The following is a 16,942-nucleotide window of genomic DNA, read 5'->3' as shown; positions in this document are numbered from 1 at the left end:
GGCCATCGGTGTGAACACGGCCGCGCTCCCCTTCGGACACCTCCGCGAACTCTTCATATTGACGCACAGTGACCCCATGGACCGTATCGACGAGGAATCGCAGACGCCGGCGCCGCCCGTGACCTTCACCGGCCGCAAGACGCTCGTGGCGGCCGCGGTCGCCGTGGTCCTGATCGCCGGGGCCCTGCTGATCCGGCCTGCCAGGACCGATGACGACGCCCGTCCGCCGGAGCCGAGCGAGCGTGCCGCGTCGGCGGTGGGCATGGGCGCGCCCGCGGCGGCGGTGGACCTGACGGCGCTGGTCGCGGACCGGGAGGAGTGGCTCGCGGCGCATCCGGACGATGACGCCTCGTGGGCCGTGCTCGGCTCCGCGTACCTCGAGCAGGCGCGGCGGACGGCCGAATCCGGCTGGTACCCGAAGGCGGAGAAGGCCCTGAAGCGCTCGCTGGAGGTCCGGCCGGCGGAGAAGGGCAACCTCGACGCGATGACGGGCATGGGTGCGTTGGCCAATGCCCGGCGGGACTTCGGGACGGGCCGCAAGTGGGGGGAACTCGTACGGGCGCAGGCGCCCAAGCGGTGGGGGGCGTACCCGGTGCTGGTGGACGCGTACACCGGGCTGGGCGACTACAAGGGCGCGCAGCAGGCGATGGAGCTGCTGCTGGACATGCGGCCGGGCCTGGCCGCGTACGTCAGGGCCTCGCAGGTCTACCGGGACCGTGGGTGGCGCGAGGACGCGGTGATGTCGATGGAGCACGCGGCGGGCGCGGCGAAGACTCCGGCGGAGAAGGCGTACGCGCTGTTCCGTCTCGGGGAGCTGTCATGGGAGCGGGGTGACGCGGCCGAGGCGCTGCGGCAGTACGAGGGTGCGCTGCGGACGGATCCGGCGCAGGCGGAGGCGCTCGGCGGCCGGGCCCGCGCGCTGGCCGCGCTGGGCCGTGGCGGGGAGGCGGTCCGGGACTACCGGATGGCGCTGGGCCGGTCCGCGATGCCACAGTTGGCGCGGGAGCTGGGCGAACTGCTGGACGCGCTGGGGCGGGGCCAGGAGGCGCGCGCCCAGTACGAGGCGCTGACCGCGATGGTCGCCAAGGACAGTGCGAACGGGGTCGACGACGCCGTGCTCCTCGGGCTGTACGAGGCGGACCACGGCGATGCGGCGGCGGCGGTGCGGCGCCTGTCGCAGGAGTGGTCGCGGCACAAGAGCGTGCAGGTCGCGGATGCGCTGGGGTGGGCGCTGCACCAGAGCGGCGATGACACGGCGGCGCTGGAGTACGCGAAGAAGGCCACGGAGCCGGGGCTGCGCAGTGCCGATTTCGCCTACCACCGGGCGATGATCGAACAGGGTCTCGGTGACGAGGAGGCGGCCCGCCGGCATCTCCAGGAGGCCCTGCGGACGAACCCGCACTTCTCACCGCTGCGCGGGCCGCTGGCGAAGCAGGCCCTGGCCTCGATCGCGCAGCCGGCGCCGGGCGGTCCCGAGAACATTCGCCCGACGGCTCCCTGGGTGGAGCCGGAGCTGCCGAAGGCGGCCAAGCCGAAGCCGACCCCGTCGGGGCGCTGAGTCCCGGAAGCACGGCGGCGCCGCACCCGTGCACGGGTGCGGCGCCAGGCCCCCCTCGGGCCGATCCGACCGGAGGTCAGAGGTTTCCGCGCTTGTCCTGCTCGCGCTCGATCGCCTCGAACAGGGCCTTGAAGTTGCCCTTGCCGAAGCCCATCGAGCCGTGTCGCTCGATGATCTCGAAGAAGACGGTCGGGCGGTCCTGCACCGGCTTGGTGAAGATCTGCAGCAGGTAGCCGTCCTCGTCGCGGTCGGCGAGGATCTTCAGCTCGCGCAGCTCGTCGATCGGCACCCGGGTGTCGCCGACCCACTCGCCGAGGGTGTCGTAGTACGTGTCCGGGACGGACAGGAACTGGACGCCCGCCGCGCGCATCGAGCGGACCGTCGAGACGATGTCGTTCGAGGCCAGCGCGATGTGCTGGACACCGGGGCCGTTGTAGAACTCCAGGTACTCGTCGATCTGCGACTTCTTCTTCGCGATCGCCGGCTCGTTGATCGGGAACTTGACCTTCTTGGTGCCGTCCGCGACCACCTTGGACATCAGCGCCGAGTACTCGGTCGCGATGTCGTCGCCCACGAACTCCTTCATGTTCGTGAAGCCCATGACCTTGTTGTAGAACGCCACCCACTCGTTCATCCGGCCGAGCTCGACGTTGCCGACGCAGTGGTCGATGGCCTGGAAGGTGCGCTTGGCCGGGGCCGCGACCATCGGCTCGGCGGCCACGTAGCCCGGCAGGTACGGGCCGGTGTAGTCGCCGCGCTCGACGAGCGTGTGGCGGGTCTGGCCGTAGGTCGCGATCGCGGCCAGCACGACCGTGCCGTGCTCGTCCTTGACCTCGTACGGCTCGTCCAGGCCGCGGGCGCCCTGCTCGACGGCGTAGGCGTAGGCGGCGCGGACGTCCGGGACCTCGATGGCGAGGTCGATCACGCCGTCGCCGTGCTCGGTGACGTGCTCGGCGAGGAAGCGGCCGTGGTCGGTCGTCGCCTTGATGACCGAGGTCAGCACGAAGCGCGCGGAGCCGTTGGTCAGGACGTAGCTGGCGGTCTCGCGGGAGCCGGTCTCCGGTCCGGAGTAGGCCACGAGCTTCATGCCGAAGGCGGTCGAGTAGTAGTGCGCGGCCTGCTTGGCATTGCCGACGGCGAAGACGACAGCGTCCATACCCTTCACCGGGAAGGGGTCTGCCTCACGCGCGGTGTGCGGGGTGGTTTCGAGGTTCGCCAGAGACTCAGTCATGGGACGCAGAGTCCCGCCGATCCACAAGCTGCGCAATAGTTTCCTGTTTGCCTGTACAAACTGCCCAGGATGACCGCAGGCTGTGTGAAACATCTGTGCACTATGACCACCCGCGGGCACGCGTGGGCACCCGGAGGCATCCATGGGCATCGACGAACTCGACGGCCGGCTCATCGTCCTGCTCGCCCGCGAGCCCAGGATCGGGGTCCTGGAGGCCTCGCGGCGGCTCGGGGTGGCCCGCGGGACCGTGCAGGCGCGCCTGGACCGGCTCCAGTCGAGCGGGGTCATCCGCGGGTTCGGCCCGCAGGTCGACCCGACGGCGCTGGGGTATCCGGTGACCGCGTTCGCGACGCTGGAGATCAAGCAGGGGCAGGGGGCGGACGTACGGGCGCACCTGAACGGGGTGCCGGAGGTACTGGAGCTGCACACCACCACCGGGCACGGGGACATGCTGTGCCGACTGGTGGCCCGGTCCAATGCCGACCTCCAGCGGGTGATCGACCGCGTCGTCGGCTTCGAGGGGATCGTGCGGGCCTCGACGGCGATCGTGATGGAGAACCCCGTACCGCTGCGCATCATCCCGCTGGTGGAGCAGGCCGCGGAGGACGACACCCGGGCCTGAGCCGAGGGGCGCGAGCCGAGGGGCGCGACATCCGGACAACGAGTTGCAAAGAAATGCTTGCATAGAAATCTTTGCAACTCTATCGTCGTGCCATGCCCGAGAACCCCCGGCCGGTGGAACCGGCTTCCCCCGCGGAGCCCCAGGTCCGCGCGCTCGACGCACGCTCCCTCCGCGGACTCGCCCATCCCCTGCGGATGCGGATGCTGACCGCCCTGCGCCACGAGGGACCGGCGACCGCGTCCCAGCTCGCCGAGCGCTTCGGCGAGTCCAGCGGTTCCACCAGCTACCACCTGCGCCAGCTCGCCGCCCACGGCTTCGTCGAGGACGCGCCCGGGCACGGCAAGGGCCGCGAGCGCTGGTGGCGCGCCGCCCACGAGGGCACCAGCCTCGACGAGTCGCTGATGCACGACGCCGACCCGGCCACGCGCGGCGCGATGGACGTCTTCCTGCGGGAGGTCGCCGCGACCCACGCCCAAGAGGTCGGCGCCTGGCTCCAGGACGCGCACAACTGGTCCACCCGGTGGCGCGGCGGCTCCGACCTCAGCAACTTCACCCTGCGCCTGACCGCCGGGCAGAGCGAGGAACTGCTCCACAAAATGCACGACTTGATCGACTGCTACCGCGCTCTGCCCGAGGCACAGGACACACGAACGGTCCGCCTCCACACGCACGTCTTCCCGCTCGGCGCGCCCGAGTAGCGGCTCCGCCGCACCCGCCACCCCTCCCCCACCCCACACCTCCAGGAGTCCCGCTGTGCACGCCTTAACCCCCGACGGGTCGACCCGCGCGGAGCGCCGTACGGACAGGCGCCCGCTGATCGGCGTACTGGCCGCCAACACCATTTCCATAGCCGGGAGTTCACTCACCCTCATCGGCGTCCCGTGGTTCGTGCTCCAGACCACGGGCAGCGCCGGCCGGGCCGGGGTCGTGGCCTTCTGCGCCACCCTGCCCGTCATCGTGGCCGCCCTGATCGGCGGGCCGGTCATCGACCGGATCGGCCGCCGCCGGGTCTCCGTCGCCTCCGACCTGATCAGCGGCCTGTCGGTCGGCGCGATCCCGCTGCTGCACCACGCGGGCGTGCTGGAGTTCTGGATGCTGTGCGCGCTGATGGCCCTCGGCGGCCTCGTGCACACTCCCGGCCTGACCGCCCGCGCCGTGCTCCTGCCGAACCTCGCCGAACACGCCGGCACCACCATCACCCGGGCCGCCGGCCTCTACGACGCGGTCTCGCGCGGCGCCCGGATGATCGGCGCGGCGGTGGCCGGCCTGCTGATCGCGGCGTTCGGCGCCGAGACCGTCCTCCTGTTGGACGCGGCCACCTTCGGGGCGTCGGCGCTGCTCGTCACCACCTTCCTGCGCGGAGTCCCGGCCGCGGAACCGCAACGCACCGACGGGAAGGTGTCCTTCGGGGCCTACCGCGCCGAACTCGCCGAAGGCTGGGCCTTCATGACCCGCACCAGGCTGCTGCTGGGCGTCATGGTGATGGTCATGATGACCAACGGGCTGGACCAGGGCTGGTCCTCGGTCCTGCTGCCGGTGCACGGCCGGGAGGACCTCGGCGGCGCCACCGCGATCGGCCTGATGATCTCCCTCTTCGGCGGCTTCGCGCTGCTCGGCGCCCTGCTCTACGGGATGTGGGGCGAGCGCTACCCGCGCCGGGCGGTGTTCACGGCGGCGTTCCTGCTGTCCGGGGCGACCCGGTACGTGGTGGCAGCCCTCACCGACACACCCCTGCCGCTCGCGGTGACGATGGCCCTGGCCGGCCTGGGCGCGGGCATGCTCAACCCGATCCTGACCACCGTCATGTACGAGCAGGTGCCGGAGGCGCTGCGCAGTCGCGTCTCGGGCGTGGCCACGGCGGGCTGCGAGCTGACGATGCCGATGGGCGGACTCGCCGCGGGTCTGCTGGTCGACGGGCTCGGGGTGACCACGGCGCTGCTGCTGTTCGGCGGCACCTACCTGCTGACGACGCTCGCCCCGATGGTCTTCCCGGCCTGGCGCGGCCTGGACGGCGGGCCGGACGTCAGCAGGACGGAGCCGGCTCTCCCCGGTTCAGCGCGCGAAGCGAGTTCACCGCATCCGTCAGCGAGGTGACGGGGACCAGCCGCAGCCCCTCGGGGAGTTCGGACAGGGCGTCCGCGCACTCGGCCTTCGGTACGAGGAACACGCTCGCCCCGTCGCGCCGTGCGGCCTGGGTCTTCAGGGCCACCCCGCCGACCGCGCCGACCTGACCGTCGGGGGTGATGGTGCCCGTGCCGGCGACGCTACGACCGCCGGTGAGATCGCCGCCGCTGCCGTCACCATCGAGCTTGTCGACGATGCCGAGGGAGAAGAGGAGCCCGGCGCTCGGGCCGCCGACGTCGGCGAGGTTGAGGTCGACCTTCACGTCCTTGGGGTCCTTGTGGAGAAAGCCGAGGGCCGCGTCGGTGGCGGCCGACTGCGATTTGGTCATCTCCTCCAGGTTGTGCTTCTCGATCTCCTCGTCGCTTCCACCCGTCGAGTAGACGGCCTCCCTGGGCATGACCGCCCGGTCCGTCGTGAACCAGTGGCCGACGAGCTCGTGCAGCTTCATCGTCGAGGACGGCCCGGTGGCCCGGATGGTCGTCATCCGCAGCTCGCCCTTGGTGTCCCGGACGGGAGCACCGGTCACGGTGATGACGGGCTTGCCCTGGTCGGAGCCCAGAACGTCGGCCGTGAGCCCGGGGATGGCGACCACGAAGGGCAGCGGAGCGAAGGCCGCGGCGACGAACAGCCCGAGCACGGGCACGGCGCAGACGGCCAGGGCGGCGGGACGCGGCAGACGTGTGAGGCGTGAGAGCACCCGCCCAATCTATCCGGACCCACACCCCCACCGACCCGACCGGCCCTCTCCCCGCCCCGCCGGCGTTCGAGGCGCGGGGGTCCGGGGGCGGCGCCCCCGGCAACGAACCGCACCCACCCCGTCCACCGAGCCCGCGGCCTAGCGAAGGGCGTCGGCCACCTCGCGCGCCGCGTCGACCACCCGCGGCCCGACCCGCTCCGGCACCGCGTCCGCCAGCATGACGACGCCGACGCTGCCTTCCAGCCCGGTGATGCCCACGAGCGGAGCGGCGGCGCCACTGGCGCCCGCTTCCAGCTCCCCGTGGGTCAGCGTGTAGCCCGGCTCGATCAAGGAGCCCTGACGGGCTGCCAGGATGGCCCGCCCGGCGGCCCCGCGGTCCAGCGGGTGGCGGAAGCCGGCCCGGTAGGCCACGTGGTAGTCGGTCCAGGTCGGCTCCACGACGGCGACGGCGAGCGCCTCGGTGCCGTCGACGAGGGTCAGGTGCGCGGTGGCACCTATGTCCTCGGCGAGGGACCGCAGCGCGGGCAGGGCCGCCTCGCGTACGAGCGGGTGGACCTGTCGACCCAGCCGCAGCACCCCGAGTCCGACCCGGGCCCGGCCGCCGAGGTCACGGCGGACCAGGGCGTGCTGTTCGAGGGTCGCGAGGAGTCGGTAGACCACGGTGCGGTTCACACCGAGGCGGTTGGAGAGCTCGGTGACGGTCAGACCGTGGTCGGTGTCGGCGAGCAGTTTGAGGACTCTGAGCCCTCTGTCGAGAGTTTGGGAGGTTTCCGCGGTCACGACGCCTCGCCCTCTTTCGGTGAGCGGCGGTGACTCTCGGGGTGGCACGTCGCCGGTCCCGCGGCGACGCACGGAGAGGCCGCCGGTAGCGGCCATTGCACCGGCTGCGCTCCCGCGGCGGCGCTGCCACGGTGCGTTTGATGCGGGGACAGTAGCGAGCAGGTCCGCTCAGCGGAAGGGCTCGTCCAGAATCCGGGCGCGTGCTACCCGTTTGTGCCGTTTCCTGATCGAGCTCGGTGTCAATTCGTGACCTCGTTTGCCACAAGAGGTCTTTACCACCCCATTACTCTGAGCATGTTCAAAACGACTGTGATCGGCTCCAGGGGGGGATGCGCCCACGCGCACCCGGAGCCCAGTAGGGGGAAGCACCACATGAAGCTCAAGCGCATCGCCGTCGTGGCCGCCGCCGCGGTGGTCGGTCCGACGGTCCTGATGGCCACCCCGGCGATGGCCGACGAGGTCCGGAGTCCGGCGGTCACCACCCCGGACGCGGAGCCCAAGGACGACGGGGCCGGCGACGGGACCCCGGCCGCGACCGGGACGCCCGCCAAGGCACCGGCCGAGGCGCCGGCCAAGGCGTCCTCGAAGGCGGCGGCCCAGGCACAGGCCGGGCCGGAACTGTCGATCTTCAGCCAGCCGCAGGCCTTCGCCGCCGGCGGCGACTGGGCCGAGTTCAACGTGTCCGTGAACAACACCGGCAAGGAGGCGGTGGAGGGCTTCGACCTCGGCCTCTCCTTCCTGGGCACCGACGCCAAGCTGTCCGGCCAGCACATCGAGCTCGAATACCACTCCGGAAACAGCTGGACCAAGGCCCCGCAGATGCCGGGCCTGGACGCGCCGAACTTCGACCTGGTGTCCGGTACGACGATCAGCAAGAACGGGAGCAAGACCGTCCGGGTGCGCGCCCGCGCCTCGGCGGACGCTCCCGCCACGGCCGTGACGATCACGGCCACCGGGACCAACCACACCTCGGTCGACTCCACGCCCTTCTCCCGCCAGTCGAAGATCACCCGGGCAGGCGAGCAGGTCCAGTCGCAGGCCCCGGTCCTCAGCCTGGCCGGCCTGCCCCGCGAGGGCTTCAAGGCCGGGGACGACGTCGGCAACGAGCTCACGCTGAAGGTGGACAACTCGGCGCGCCCCGGCACCGGCGAGTACTACGTCGGTGTCGACCTCGTCTCCGGGAACACCTCGCTCCGCGCCGACCAGGTCGTCGTCGAGTACTACGCCACGACCGTGACCGGCGAGTCCTTCTGGCACCCCGTCGAGGTCACCGGCGACAAGGGCAAGCTGCGGATCTTCGACTACGGCGGCGAGTACGCGGCCGGCGAGCAGCGCGACCTGGTCTTCCGGGTCACGTTCGCGGCGGACGTCCCGGCCGGCGACTTCAAGCTGAACGTCTCCGGTCAGGGCAATCCGCACCACGGTGGCCTGGTCTCGAAGACGGTGAGCTACAGCTCCTCCGTGGAGGCCGCGACCGCGCCCGTGGACGTCGAGGGTCCGAAGATGACCCTGGGCGGCATCCCGACCGGCGGCTTCACGGCGGGTGCGGACTGGCAGGAGCTCGCCCTCACGCTCGACAACGCCGGCCTGGCCGGCATCGAGGACTACCTCGTGTCGTTCCACATGGGCCGCGGCTTCGACCAGGGCCCGTGGGTCGAGCCGTCGCAGATCCACCTCCAGGCCTTCGGTGAGGACGAGCACGGCAAGGAGGGCTGGTTCGACATCGAGATCGGCGGCAGCGAGGACACCATGGGCGGTGACATCGGCCTCCAGTCGATCGCCGCGGGCGACAAGGCCGTCGTGAAGCTCCGCCTGCGCTTCGACAAGGGCACCCCGGCCGGTGGCTTCAACATCGGGGCCTCGGGTTACAAGGACCAGGGCTCGGGCCCGTTCATCTGGTCCTCGACCGGCGCCCACAGCACCACGATCCTCGCCGCCGGCAGCAGCGGCAGCAGCGGCGGCACCGGCACCGGCGGCGGCACCGGCACCGGGGGCGGCACCGGCAACCAGTCGAAGCCCGACGGCGGCACCACCACCACGCCGATCGTCGACGGGAACGGCACGGGCACCGGAACCGGAACCGGCACCGGCACCTCGCCCACCACCGGTGGTCAGCTGGCCGAGACCGGCTCCGACGCGGCCACCAGCTGGGCCCTCGGCGGCGCCGGCGTGGCCCTCGCCATGGGCGCGGCCCTGGTCGCCGGCACCGGCCGACGCCGCCGCCCCACCGCGTAACGGCGGACGGGGTCCGTGCGAACCTCCGCACGGACCCCGTCCCCCACTCTGTACGGACTCACCGCATGCGGGTGGCCCACTCCTGCACCTTCTTGATGCGTTCGCGCAGCTGCCCCGCGGTCGCCTCCGCGCTCGGCGGACCGCCGCACACCCGGCGCAGTTCCGTGTGGATCACCCCGTGCGGTTTCCCGCTCTGGTGGACGTAGGCGCCCACCATGGTGTTCAGCGACTTGCGCAGCTCCAGCAGCTCCTTGTGCGAGACCACGGGCCGCCGGTCGGCCGGCAGCTCCAGCAGGTCCGCCTCCGCGTCCGGCTTGCGCCGGCTGTGCGCGATCTGCCGGGACTGGCGCTTCTGCAGCAGCATCTGCACCTGGTCCGGCTCCAGCAGCCCGGGGATGCCGAGGTAGTCCTGCTCCTCCTCGCTGCCGGGGTGCGCCTGCATGCCGAATTCGGCGCCGTCGTAGAGGACCCGGTCGAAGACCGCGTCGGACTCCAGCGCCTCGAAGGACATCTGCTCCTCTTCGCCGGTGTCCTCGTCCTCCTGCTTGTTCGCCTCGTCCATCTCCTTCTCGGACTCGGCGTACGGATCCTCCTCACCCTGCTTCTTGGGCTTGTCGAGGACGTGGTCGCGCTCGACCTCCATCTCGTTGGCGAAGCCGAGGAGATAAGGAATGGTCGGAAGGAACACGGACGCGGTCTCGCCGCGCCTGCGCGATCGCACGAAGCGACCGACGGCCTGCGCGAAGAACAGCGGCGTCGAGATGGTGGTGGCGTAGACGCCCACCGCGAGGCGCGGTACGTCGACGCCTTCGGACACCATCCGGACCGCGACCATCCAGCGGCTGCCGTCCTCGCTGAACTCGTCGATCCGCTTGGACGCGCCGGTGTCGTCGGAGAGCACCACGGTGGCCTTGCTGCCGGTGATCTCCCGGAGCAGCTTGGCGTAGGCGCGCGCCGAGTCCTGGTCGGAGGCGATGACGAGGCCGCCCGCGTCCGGGATGCCCTTCCTGACCTCCGTCAGCCGCTGGTCGGCGGCGCGCAGCACGTTCGGCATCCAGTCGCCGCGCGGGTCCAGCGCGGTGCGCCAGGCCTGGGAGATGGCGTCCTTGGTCATCGGCTCGCCGAGCCGGGCGGCGATCTCGTCACCGGCCTTGGTCCGCCAGCGCATGTTGCCGCTGTAGGAGAGGAAGATGACCGGCCGGACGACGCCGTCGCCGAGCGCGTTGCCGTAGCCGTAGGTGTAGTCGGCGGAGGAGCGGCGGATCCCGTCGTTCCCCTCCTCGTACGTGACGAAGGGGATCGGGTTCGTGTCGGACCGGAAGGGCGTTCCGGTCAGGGCCAGGCGGCGGGTCGCCGGGTCGAAGGCCTCCAGGCAGGCCTCGCCCCAGGACTTCGAGTCACCGGCGTGGTGGATCTCGTCGAGGATGACGAGGGTCTTGCGCTGCTCGCAGCGGTTGCGGTGCAGCATCGGCCGCACGCCGACACCGGCGTAGGTGACGGCGACGCCGTGGTAGTCCTTGCTGAGCGGTCCGGCGGAGTACTCGGGGTCGAGCCGGATGCCTATCCGCGCGGCCGCCTCCGCCCACTGCTTCTTCAGGTGTTCGGTCGGCGCGACGACGGTCACCTGCTGGACGACGTGGTGGTGCAGCAGCCAGGAGGCGAGGGTGAGCGCGAAGGTGGTCTTGCCGGCGCCGGGCGTGGCGACCGCGAGGAAGTCCCGCGGCTGGTTCTGGATGTAGCGGTCGAGCGCCCCCTGCTGCCAGGCACGCAGCTTGTTGGCGGTACCCCAGGGGGCACGGCCGGGGAAGGCGGGTGAGAGATGGTGGGAGGCGGTAGTAGTCACGGTCTCCGGTTCGTGCTCTCGGCGTATCTGGTACGGGTGGCAGGCAGTCGTACGTAGGACAACCGGGCCACCCTACCGGCCCGGGCCCGCCCCTCGCGGAGGGACAGGCCCGTGACCTCGGCGGGTGCGGCGAGCGTCACATCGCTTCGGTCAGCGCCCGCAGTCGGTGGGCGATCCGCGCGACATCGCTCTCGTGCCCGGCGGCCACGTCGATGACCAGCCCGTACGCGGCCTCCTGGTCGGCGTCGCCCAGTTCGACGCCGTTCACGGCGAGGAACGTCGCCGCGGCGAGCCAGGCGGTGCGCTTGTTCCCGTCGACCAAGGGGTGGTTCGTCGCGATGGCGTGGAGCAGCGCGGCGGCGTGCTCGTACGGGTCCTCGTAGGCCGGGGTCCCGAACATGCGGGCCCGCGGCCGGTGCACGGCCGACTCCAGCAGTCCGGGGGCGCGCAGCTCGACCGGCTGGTCCTGGGCCAGGCAGGCGTGCCGGGCCAGGTCGAGGACCTCGGCGAGCGTGAGGTGGCGCACGGGGGCGGTGGCCGCGCTCATGCGCCGAGCCGCTTCAGCAGGGGCGCGTGGCGCAGCGCGAGGCGCCGCGCCTCGTCGCCGACCCGGTCCCGCTCGGCCCGCAGCAGCGCCCGTACGGCGTCGAGCGCGAGCTCCTCGGGGGTGCGGCCGGTGGCGTCGGCCAGGTCGGCGCACTCCGCCCGTTCCGTGTCGGACAACCTGATGATCAACTCGTTCATGGCCGGAACAGTAGTGCCGCGGCCGCCCGCGGCACATCCGGATTCGGGTCGCTCAGGTGTCGGCGGGGTCCAGCCGGGTCGCGACCCAGGCCCCGACCAGTGCGACGGCGGCCATCGGCAGGAACACCACGGCGAACGCGGCCGGGTGCGAGGCCGACGCGCCGGCGGTGTGCGCGGCGCCCACCGCGCCACCGCCCAGGGCGGCGAAGGCGGCGCCCCCGCCGGCCAGCAGCACGACGTTCGCCAGCGCGTCCGAGATCTGCAGCGCGGCCGAGTTGGACCCGGCCTCCTCGGGCGCGGACAACTGGAGCAGCAGCACGCTGGTGGAGCCGATCACCAGGCCCATGCCCAGGCAGCCGATCGCCCAGGCCACGGCCGGCGTCCACACGGGCACGGATTCGATCAGCACGGCGGGCGCCGCGGCGATGGCCAGCGCCACCAGCACCATGCCGCCCACCATCAGCCGCTCCCGGTAGGGCTCCGTCCGGCCCTGGGACTGCACCCACGAGCCGCCCGCCCAGGTGAGTCCGCCGAGCGCCAGCGAGAACCCGGCCATGGTCGGGCTGAGCCCCCGCTGGGTGACCAGCATCAGCGGTACGAAGCTCTCGGCCGCGATGAACGACCCGGCGGCCACTCCGCGCAGCAGCACCACGGACGGCAGCCCGCGCCGCGCCCGGTAGGTCCCGCGCGGCAGCAGCCCCAGCACGGCGGGCACGAGCAGGGCGGCGCCGGCGATGCCCGGCACGAGCGACAGCCACCGCAGGTCCTGGGCGGCGTACTGGAGCAGCCCGGCCCCCACCGAGATGCCGAAGGCCAGCCGGATCCGCCGCCGGTCGAAGGCCACCGGCGGGGCGTCGGGGTCGACGGGCCCGGACGCGGTCCGCCGTATCGCGGGCAGCGCCACCACCAGGGGGACGACGACGAGCGCCGGTATCGCGAGGAAGACCCATCGCCACCCGAGGTGCTCGGTGACCGTTCCGGAGGCCAGCGGCCCGACGATCGAGGGGACCACCCAGCTCGCGGCGAAGGCCGCCATGATCGCGGGGCGCAGCCGCTCCTCGTAGGCCCGGCTGACGACGACGTAGAGGGCGACGATGACGAGCCCGCCGCCGAAGCCCTGCACGGCCCGGCCGAGGACGAACACCCACATGACCCCGGCGGTCCCGGAGATCACGAGCCCGGAGGCGAAGGCGGCGATGCCGACGGTCAGCGGCCGCAGCGGCCCCTGCCGGTCGGCCCACTGGCCGGCCAGGACCATGCCGAAGAGGCTGGTGGTGAAGTAGGCGGAGAAGGCGAAGGCGTAGAGCCCGATCCCGTGCAGCTCGCGGGCGGCGACGGGCATGGCCGTGCCGACGGCGGTGGCCTCGAAGGCGATGAGGAAGACGACGGAGATGATCCCGATGCTGAGCGTCCGGTACGCGGGCCCGAGAATCCCGCCCTGGGGTGGGGGCGGGATCGGTGCGGTTCTCTGGGGCACGCGGGGTTCAAGGGCGCTCATCGCCCCAGAGTAAGGTGCGTAGCCCCGGAGTGACCCTGTCAATTCGACGGATCCCGCTCTCGTCCGACAGACCTAGGTCCGCCGGACTGTGAACGCGGTATGGCAGTCGCGTTGCACGGGCCGCGCATCCCTTCCCCGGGCCGGCGGGCCCCCGTAGCGTCATGCGCGTCACCACCACACAGCCGTGTGCCCGAGTGGTTGAGGGACTCGCCTGCAAAGCGAGTTACGCCGGTTCGATTCCGGTCACGGCTTCGCTGCGGGCCGTCCAGGGGGAGGCGCACCCCTGGGCGGCCCGCGCTCTTCCGGGCTCAGGCACCGCACCCGGTCTGCTGCCTGGCGAAGTCCAGGTACTTCTTCATGAGTCCCGCGAACAGGGGGCGGCGTTCCCCCTGCTCGATGTGCTCCGTGGAGCCGTCGAGCCACAGCTTCAGCTCGAAGGCGTCGGTGGGGCCGTCGCACGAGAGGAAGATCGCGGCACCGCCGTCCCACAGCTTGCTGTTCTCCGCGAAGGGAAGCGGCTCCGGCTTCTGCTCGTCGACCGCGGGGGCCCAGGTGAAGTGCTGCCCTTGCGGCAGACGCTCCGCCGACGCGAAGAACCGGGTCTTCCCGTCCACGTAGATGTTGCAGATCGCGCTCTTGCGGCCGGCGCTCAGACGCACATCGGCCGGCCCGGCCACCCGCGCCTCCTCACCCGTACCCATGAAGGGTGCGAGTTCCGTCGGGGTGAAGGCCCCGAAGCAGGTGGACGCCGGAAGCTCGGGCGCGGCCGACGCCTTGTCGTCGGAGCAGCCGGCGAGCAGTGCCGCTCCCGCGGCGACCGCGACCACCGCACGGTACGTACGGGGGCGGGCCGTCATGATCCACCGTTCATGGTGGCCACCAGGTCCCGGCCGACCGAGTAGGCGTTCGCCGTCTCCGTGGACGCGACACCCGCGTAGGAGTCGATGGTCCGCTCGGACAGTCCGGATCCGCGGGCTGCGATGCGGACCGATGCCGCGGCCGAGTCGGAGGCGCCGGTCTGCGCGCGCACGTACTCCTCGCCCGCCTTCTGGTTGCTGCCCTCGACCTTCTTCGCCGCGTCCTTCTCGGCCCCCTCGACCACGCTCTCCGTGATGTCCTCCTGAAGCCATTCGACGACGTCACCGGCCAACGGCACCAGTTCGAGATACTTGCCGCCCGCGGCGGTGATACCGCGGTTGACCCATTTGGCACTGTCCTCGACGCCCTTGACGTACTCCTCCTGCTGGTGGGCGTTCTCGCCGAACGTGCCCTCCGCCCGGGCCTCGGAGAGCATGCCGGCGATCTGTCCACCGGGGTGCACCGCGACCTTGACGGCCGCGTCGACGTCCTCGTACTCGCCCCGGTGGGTGAAGACGTCATTGACCAGTGCCGTGGTGAAGGTCCGCTGGGCCGTGGTCATCGCACCGTAGGCCTCCGGATCCTGGCCCACCGCCCCGATGAACCGCGCCATGCCGGCCTTGTCGAACTCGGCCATCTCACCGTTGGCCTTGATCGTGCCGCTGCCGTTCTCCGCGGCGGCCTGCAAGTCCGGCATGTACTCGGCCGCCATCTGGCCGAAGTGCCCCGACAGCCCGTTCAGCGGGCCGTCCGACTCCTTCGGGTCCGCGTCGACCAGCTCCGGCGCGTCGCCGATCTTCTCGACGACCCGCTCCATGACCGCCGCCATCTCCTTCGTGTGCGGGACGGGCGGGGAGTCCTCGTCACCCGGGGTGCGGTGCGAGACCGCCGCCATCAGGGCGTCACCGACCGCCTGCTGGGCGGGGTGCATGTCGCCGGTCAGGCTGATGTCGAAGCTGTCCATGTACGGCTTCTTGTCGAGCATGTAGTCGACCATGCCCTGGTCCTTGCCGTGCTGCCCCGAAACCGGCTTGTCGTTCTTCGTGACGATGCCGTCCTTGTCGGTGTCCTCACGGACCGGCTCGTTGAAGAAGGCCGTCGCGGCGTCCGGGTTGTTGCCGAGGGCCTCCATCAGACCGGTCAGCGGGTAGAAGCCGCGGCCGTCCTGGCCCTGGCTGAGGACCGTCTCCAGCCCGTACGGGGTGTGGAACTCCCAGGCCCTCGGGTCCTTACGGTCCATGGCGACCATGTCGCGGCCGACCGAGGTGAGGAACTCCGTGTCGTACTTCCCCTCGCGCAGCAACGCGCCCAGGGCCTGGTATCCGTAGATCTGCTGCACGCCGCCGTAGACGGCCATCTCCTTGCGGCCCGCCTTCATCAGCTGGGTCGTCCAGGCCGCGTCGAGGTGGTTCGGGACGTCCTTGTGCGTCGCGAGCCCGAGCATCGCTCCCATGTCGCTCTGGATGTTCGCGACCATCAGCGCGCGGTCCTTGCCCGCCGGTCCCAGGCCCGTGGCGTCGAGGGACAGGGTGGAGTACATCTCCAGCGTGCCCTCGGCGCCGATCGTCCGGTAGAAGCCCGTGGAGAACTCGGGGTCCGCCCGGTTGTCGTCGAGCAGTTCCTCCAGCTCGCGCAGCGCTTCGACGTTGCGTGCCGTGCCGCCCTCGCCGGTGACCTTCTTCATCAGATCGGCGGCGCGGGCCACCTGTTCGGCGTCGAGGGTGGTGAACTTCGGTCCGCTGAAGTCGTGTTCGTCGGCGACGTTCGCCCGGAGGACCCGTACCAGGGAGTCGTCGGCGTCCTGGGCGTCCTCGATCGCCCGGTTGATCCGCGTCTGCCAGGCGTTGCGGGCCGTGTTCAGGGTCTGCTGGTAGTCGGGGTCGTGGCGGGCCGCGTTCCGCTCCCCTTCGGTGGGCAGCGGGATGGCCGTGACCCGCCCGTCGACATCCACCCGGAAGCCGGCCTCCGGGGCCTCGGCGGTGAGCTTCTTCAGCTCGTCCTGGGCGGCCTTGAACGTCGCGTGCGCGTCGGCGAGGACCTGGTGCATGCCCTTGGCGGCCTTGGCCGCGTCCTCGAACTCCTCGGCCGTCCTGTCGACGAACCCGCGCGCCACCCCGGCGGTGACCCCGCTCCACTCGGCCTTGTCGGACTTCGCCTTCATGCCGTTGCGCGCGGCTTCGGCCATCTCGTCCAGCTTGCCGGCCATGGCCGTCCAGTCGGTGACGGCTGTCTGGAGCTTGCCCAGGGGCGCGTTCATCACGTTCTCGTACGTCAGCATGAGGGCGCCTACTTGAGGTATGTGTCTATCGCGGACGCGGTGAAGTCCGCGTGGAGCTGCTGCTCGTCCTTGGCGTGGGAGGCGAGCGAGTAGTTCAGGCCGTTCGAGATGTTGGCGCAGGCGGCCACGAGCGTCTTCACCTGGCCCTCCCAGGCGGTGTGCGCCTTGAGCAACGCCGCCCCGCTCGCGAAGCCCTCCTTCGTGAGGGCCCCGGCGGCTTCGGCGGTGGCGGTGGCGGCGTGCTTGCCGTCGGTCTGCAGGCGCGTGTGCAGCTTGTACGCCTCGGAGCCGATCGCACCGATGTGGTCCTGATGGAGCTCGAGGTCACCGCTGCCGCCGCCACCGGGGTCGACGGGCACCTGATTGAGACGCATGGTCACGTTGGTGGTGGCCGTGGCGCGCGCCGCCGACCATTCCTCGTCGAACGACATCGCGTGAACTCCCGAAGTCAGGGTGCGGGTCCGGTCCGGTCCG

At 71.4% G+C, this 16,942-nt stretch carries 15 protein-coding genes and 1 tRNA gene; 6 read left to right on the top strand and 10 right to left on the bottom strand.

Translation table 11 applies throughout. The annotated features are described in order from the left end of the window. The first annotated feature begins 76 nt into the window (after positions 1–76). A complete protein-coding gene (locus tag ACGFYY_RS29385; RefSeq protein ID WP_393713928.1) occupies positions 77–1,558 on the top strand; it encodes a tetratricopeptide repeat protein in 1,482 nt (493 codons plus the stop codon). A 76-nt stretch (positions 1,559–1,634) separates the two neighbouring features. Here ACGFYY_RS29385 and hppD read toward each other — a convergent pair whose 3' ends face one another. Then, positions 1,635–2,789 carry a 4-hydroxyphenylpyruvate dioxygenase gene (hppD, locus tag ACGFYY_RS29380; RefSeq protein WP_365273333.1) on the bottom strand — a complete coding sequence of 385 codons (1,155 nt, stop codon included), beginning with the start codon at positions 2,787–2,789 and terminating at the stop codon, positions 1,635–1,637. A gap of 142 nt (positions 2,790–2,931) precedes the next feature. On the opposite strand from hppD, the gene ACGFYY_RS29375 reads away from it, so the two are divergent. The 3 genes from ACGFYY_RS29375 to ACGFYY_RS29365 all read left to right on the top strand — a co-directional run bounded on the left by ACGFYY_RS29375 (position 2,932) and on the right by ACGFYY_RS29365 (position 5,505). Next, complete coding sequence (locus ACGFYY_RS29375; RefSeq protein ID WP_030724270.1) at positions 2,932–3,411, top strand: Lrp/AsnC family transcriptional regulator; 480 nt, start codon at positions 2,932–2,934, stop codon at positions 3,409–3,411. 92 nt (positions 3,412–3,503) lie between these two features. Then, on the top strand, positions 3,504–4,109 hold the full coding sequence (locus tag ACGFYY_RS29370; RefSeq protein WP_393713925.1) for an ArsR/SmtB family transcription factor: 606 nt from the start codon (positions 3,504–3,506) through the stop codon (positions 4,107–4,109). Positions 4,110–4,164: 55 nt separating this feature from the next. After that, positions 4,165–5,505, top strand: a complete 1,341-nt coding sequence (locus tag ACGFYY_RS29365) for an MFS transporter (protein WP_393713923.1) — start codon at positions 4,165–4,167, stop codon at positions 5,503–5,505. Here the strand turns inward: ACGFYY_RS29365 and ACGFYY_RS29360 are convergent. Together ACGFYY_RS29360 and ACGFYY_RS29355 are read right to left on the bottom strand one after the other, a co-directional pair. After that, positions 5,435–6,232: a S16 family serine protease gene (locus ACGFYY_RS29360; protein WP_365273326.1), complete on the bottom strand. Its 798-nt coding sequence runs from the start codon at positions 6,230–6,232 to the stop codon at positions 5,435–5,437. The genes ACGFYY_RS29365 and ACGFYY_RS29360 overlap by 71 nt on opposite strands. 138 nt (positions 6,233–6,370) lie before the next feature. Beyond that, complete coding sequence (locus tag ACGFYY_RS29355; protein ID WP_007264382.1) at positions 6,371–7,012, bottom strand: IclR family transcriptional regulator; 642 nt, start codon at positions 7,010–7,012, stop codon at positions 6,371–6,373. A gap of 372 nt (positions 7,013–7,384) precedes the next feature. On the opposite strand from ACGFYY_RS29355, the gene ACGFYY_RS29350 reads away from it, so the two are divergent. Further along, positions 7,385–9,247: a hypothetical protein gene (locus tag ACGFYY_RS29350; protein WP_393713921.1), complete on the top strand. Its 1,863-nt coding sequence runs from the start codon at positions 7,385–7,387 to the stop codon at positions 9,245–9,247. 58 nt (positions 9,248–9,305) lie between these two features. On the opposite strand, the gene ACGFYY_RS29345 is transcribed toward ACGFYY_RS29350, so the two are convergent. The 4 genes from ACGFYY_RS29345 to ACGFYY_RS29330 form a co-directional block, all read right to left on the bottom strand. Beyond that, the gene (locus ACGFYY_RS29345; protein WP_365273320.1) at positions 9,306–11,090 is read right to left on the bottom strand and encodes a DEAD/DEAH box helicase; all 1,785 of its coding nucleotides are present in this window, start codon (positions 11,088–11,090) and stop codon (positions 9,306–9,308) included. A 136-nt stretch (positions 11,091–11,226) separates the two neighbouring features. Beyond that, positions 11,227–11,637: a type II toxin-antitoxin system death-on-curing family toxin gene (locus ACGFYY_RS29340; protein WP_393713919.1), complete on the bottom strand. Its 411-nt coding sequence runs from the start codon at positions 11,635–11,637 to the stop codon at positions 11,227–11,229. After that, the gene (locus tag ACGFYY_RS29335) at positions 11,634–11,834 is read right to left on the bottom strand and encodes a hypothetical protein (protein ID WP_365273314.1); all 201 of its coding nucleotides are present in this window, start codon (positions 11,832–11,834) and stop codon (positions 11,634–11,636) included. The genes ACGFYY_RS29340 and ACGFYY_RS29335 overlap by 4 nt, the downstream gene beginning before the upstream one ends. Before the next feature lie 52 nt (positions 11,835–11,886). Further along, entirely contained in the window at positions 11,887–13,332 is a 1,446-nt protein-coding gene (locus tag ACGFYY_RS29330; RefSeq protein ID WP_393713917.1) for an MFS transporter, read from the bottom strand. Positions 13,333–13,512: 180 nt separating this feature from the next. On the opposite strand from ACGFYY_RS29330, the gene ACGFYY_RS29325 reads away from it, so the two are divergent. After that, positions 13,513–13,584 (top strand) — tRNA-Cys (locus ACGFYY_RS29325). 56 nt (positions 13,585–13,640) lie between these two features. On the opposite strand, the gene ACGFYY_RS29320 is transcribed toward ACGFYY_RS29325, so the two are convergent. The 3 genes from ACGFYY_RS29320 to ACGFYY_RS29310 are packed head-to-tail and all read right to left on the bottom strand — an operon-like array spanning position 13,641 to position 16,899. Then, positions 13,641–14,189 carry a hypothetical protein gene (locus ACGFYY_RS29320; protein ID WP_393713915.1) on the bottom strand — a complete coding sequence of 183 codons (549 nt, stop codon included), beginning with the start codon at positions 14,187–14,189 and terminating at the stop codon, positions 13,641–13,643. Then, positions 14,186–16,468, bottom strand: a complete 2,283-nt coding sequence (locus ACGFYY_RS29315) for a hypothetical protein (RefSeq protein ID WP_393713913.1) — start codon at positions 16,466–16,468, stop codon at positions 14,186–14,188. Before ACGFYY_RS29315 ends, ACGFYY_RS29320 begins: the two co-directional genes overlap by 4 nt. Positions 16,469–16,476: 8 nt before the next feature. Continuing rightward, on the bottom strand, positions 16,477–16,899 hold the full coding sequence (locus ACGFYY_RS29310; protein ID WP_365273304.1) for a hypothetical protein: 423 nt from the start codon (positions 16,897–16,899) through the stop codon (positions 16,477–16,479). Positions 16,900–16,942 lie beyond the last annotated feature (43 nt).

The sequence above is a fragment of the Streptomyces sp. NPDC048331 genome (assembly GCF_043201215.1).
Taxonomy (GTDB): Bacteria; Actinomycetota; Actinomycetes; order Streptomycetales; family Streptomycetaceae; genus Streptomyces.
Note: the sequence above shows the minus strand (reverse complement) of the source record. Positions and strands in the feature narration are given on the sequence as shown.

What these genes read in the sequence shown, in the direction of transcription:
- ACGFYY_RS29385 (WP_393713928.1), top strand. Translation starts at nt 77, where the DNA reads ATGGACCGTATCGACGAGGAATCGCAGACGCCGGCGCCGCCCGTGACC.
- hppD (WP_365273333.1), bottom strand. Translation starts at nt 2,789, where the DNA reads ATGACTGAGTCTCTGGCGAACCTCGAAACCACCCCGCACACCGCGCGT.
- ACGFYY_RS29375 (WP_030724270.1), top strand. Translation starts at nt 2,932, where the DNA reads ATGGGCATCGACGAACTCGACGGCCGGCTCATCGTCCTGCTCGCCCGC.
- ACGFYY_RS29370 (WP_393713925.1), top strand. Translation starts at nt 3,504, where the DNA reads ATGCCCGAGAACCCCCGGCCGGTGGAACCGGCTTCCCCCGCGGAGCCC.
- ACGFYY_RS29350 (WP_393713921.1), top strand. Translation starts at nt 7,385, where the DNA reads ATGAAGCTCAAGCGCATCGCCGTCGTGGCCGCCGCCGCGGTGGTCGGT.
- ACGFYY_RS29340 (WP_393713919.1), bottom strand. Translation starts at nt 11,637, where the DNA reads ATGAGCGCGGCCACCGCCCCCGTGCGCCACCTCACGCTCGCCGAGGTC.
- ACGFYY_RS29335 (WP_365273314.1), bottom strand. Translation starts at nt 11,834, where the DNA reads ATGAACGAGTTGATCATCAGGTTGTCCGACACGGAACGGGCGGAGTGC.
- ACGFYY_RS29330 (WP_393713917.1), bottom strand. Translation starts at nt 13,332, where the DNA reads ATGAGCGCCCTTGAACCCCGCGTGCCCCAGAGAACCGCACCGATCCCG.
- ACGFYY_RS29320 (WP_393713915.1), bottom strand. Translation starts at nt 14,189, where the DNA reads ATGACGGCCCGCCCCCGTACGTACCGTGCGGTGGTCGCGGTCGCCGCG.
- ACGFYY_RS29315 (WP_393713913.1), bottom strand. Translation starts at nt 16,468, where the DNA reads ATGCTGACGTACGAGAACGTGATGAACGCGCCCCTGGGCAAGCTCCAG.
- ACGFYY_RS29310 (WP_365273304.1), bottom strand. Translation starts at nt 16,899, where the DNA reads ATGTCGTTCGACGAGGAATGGTCGGCGGCGCGCGCCACGGCCACCACC.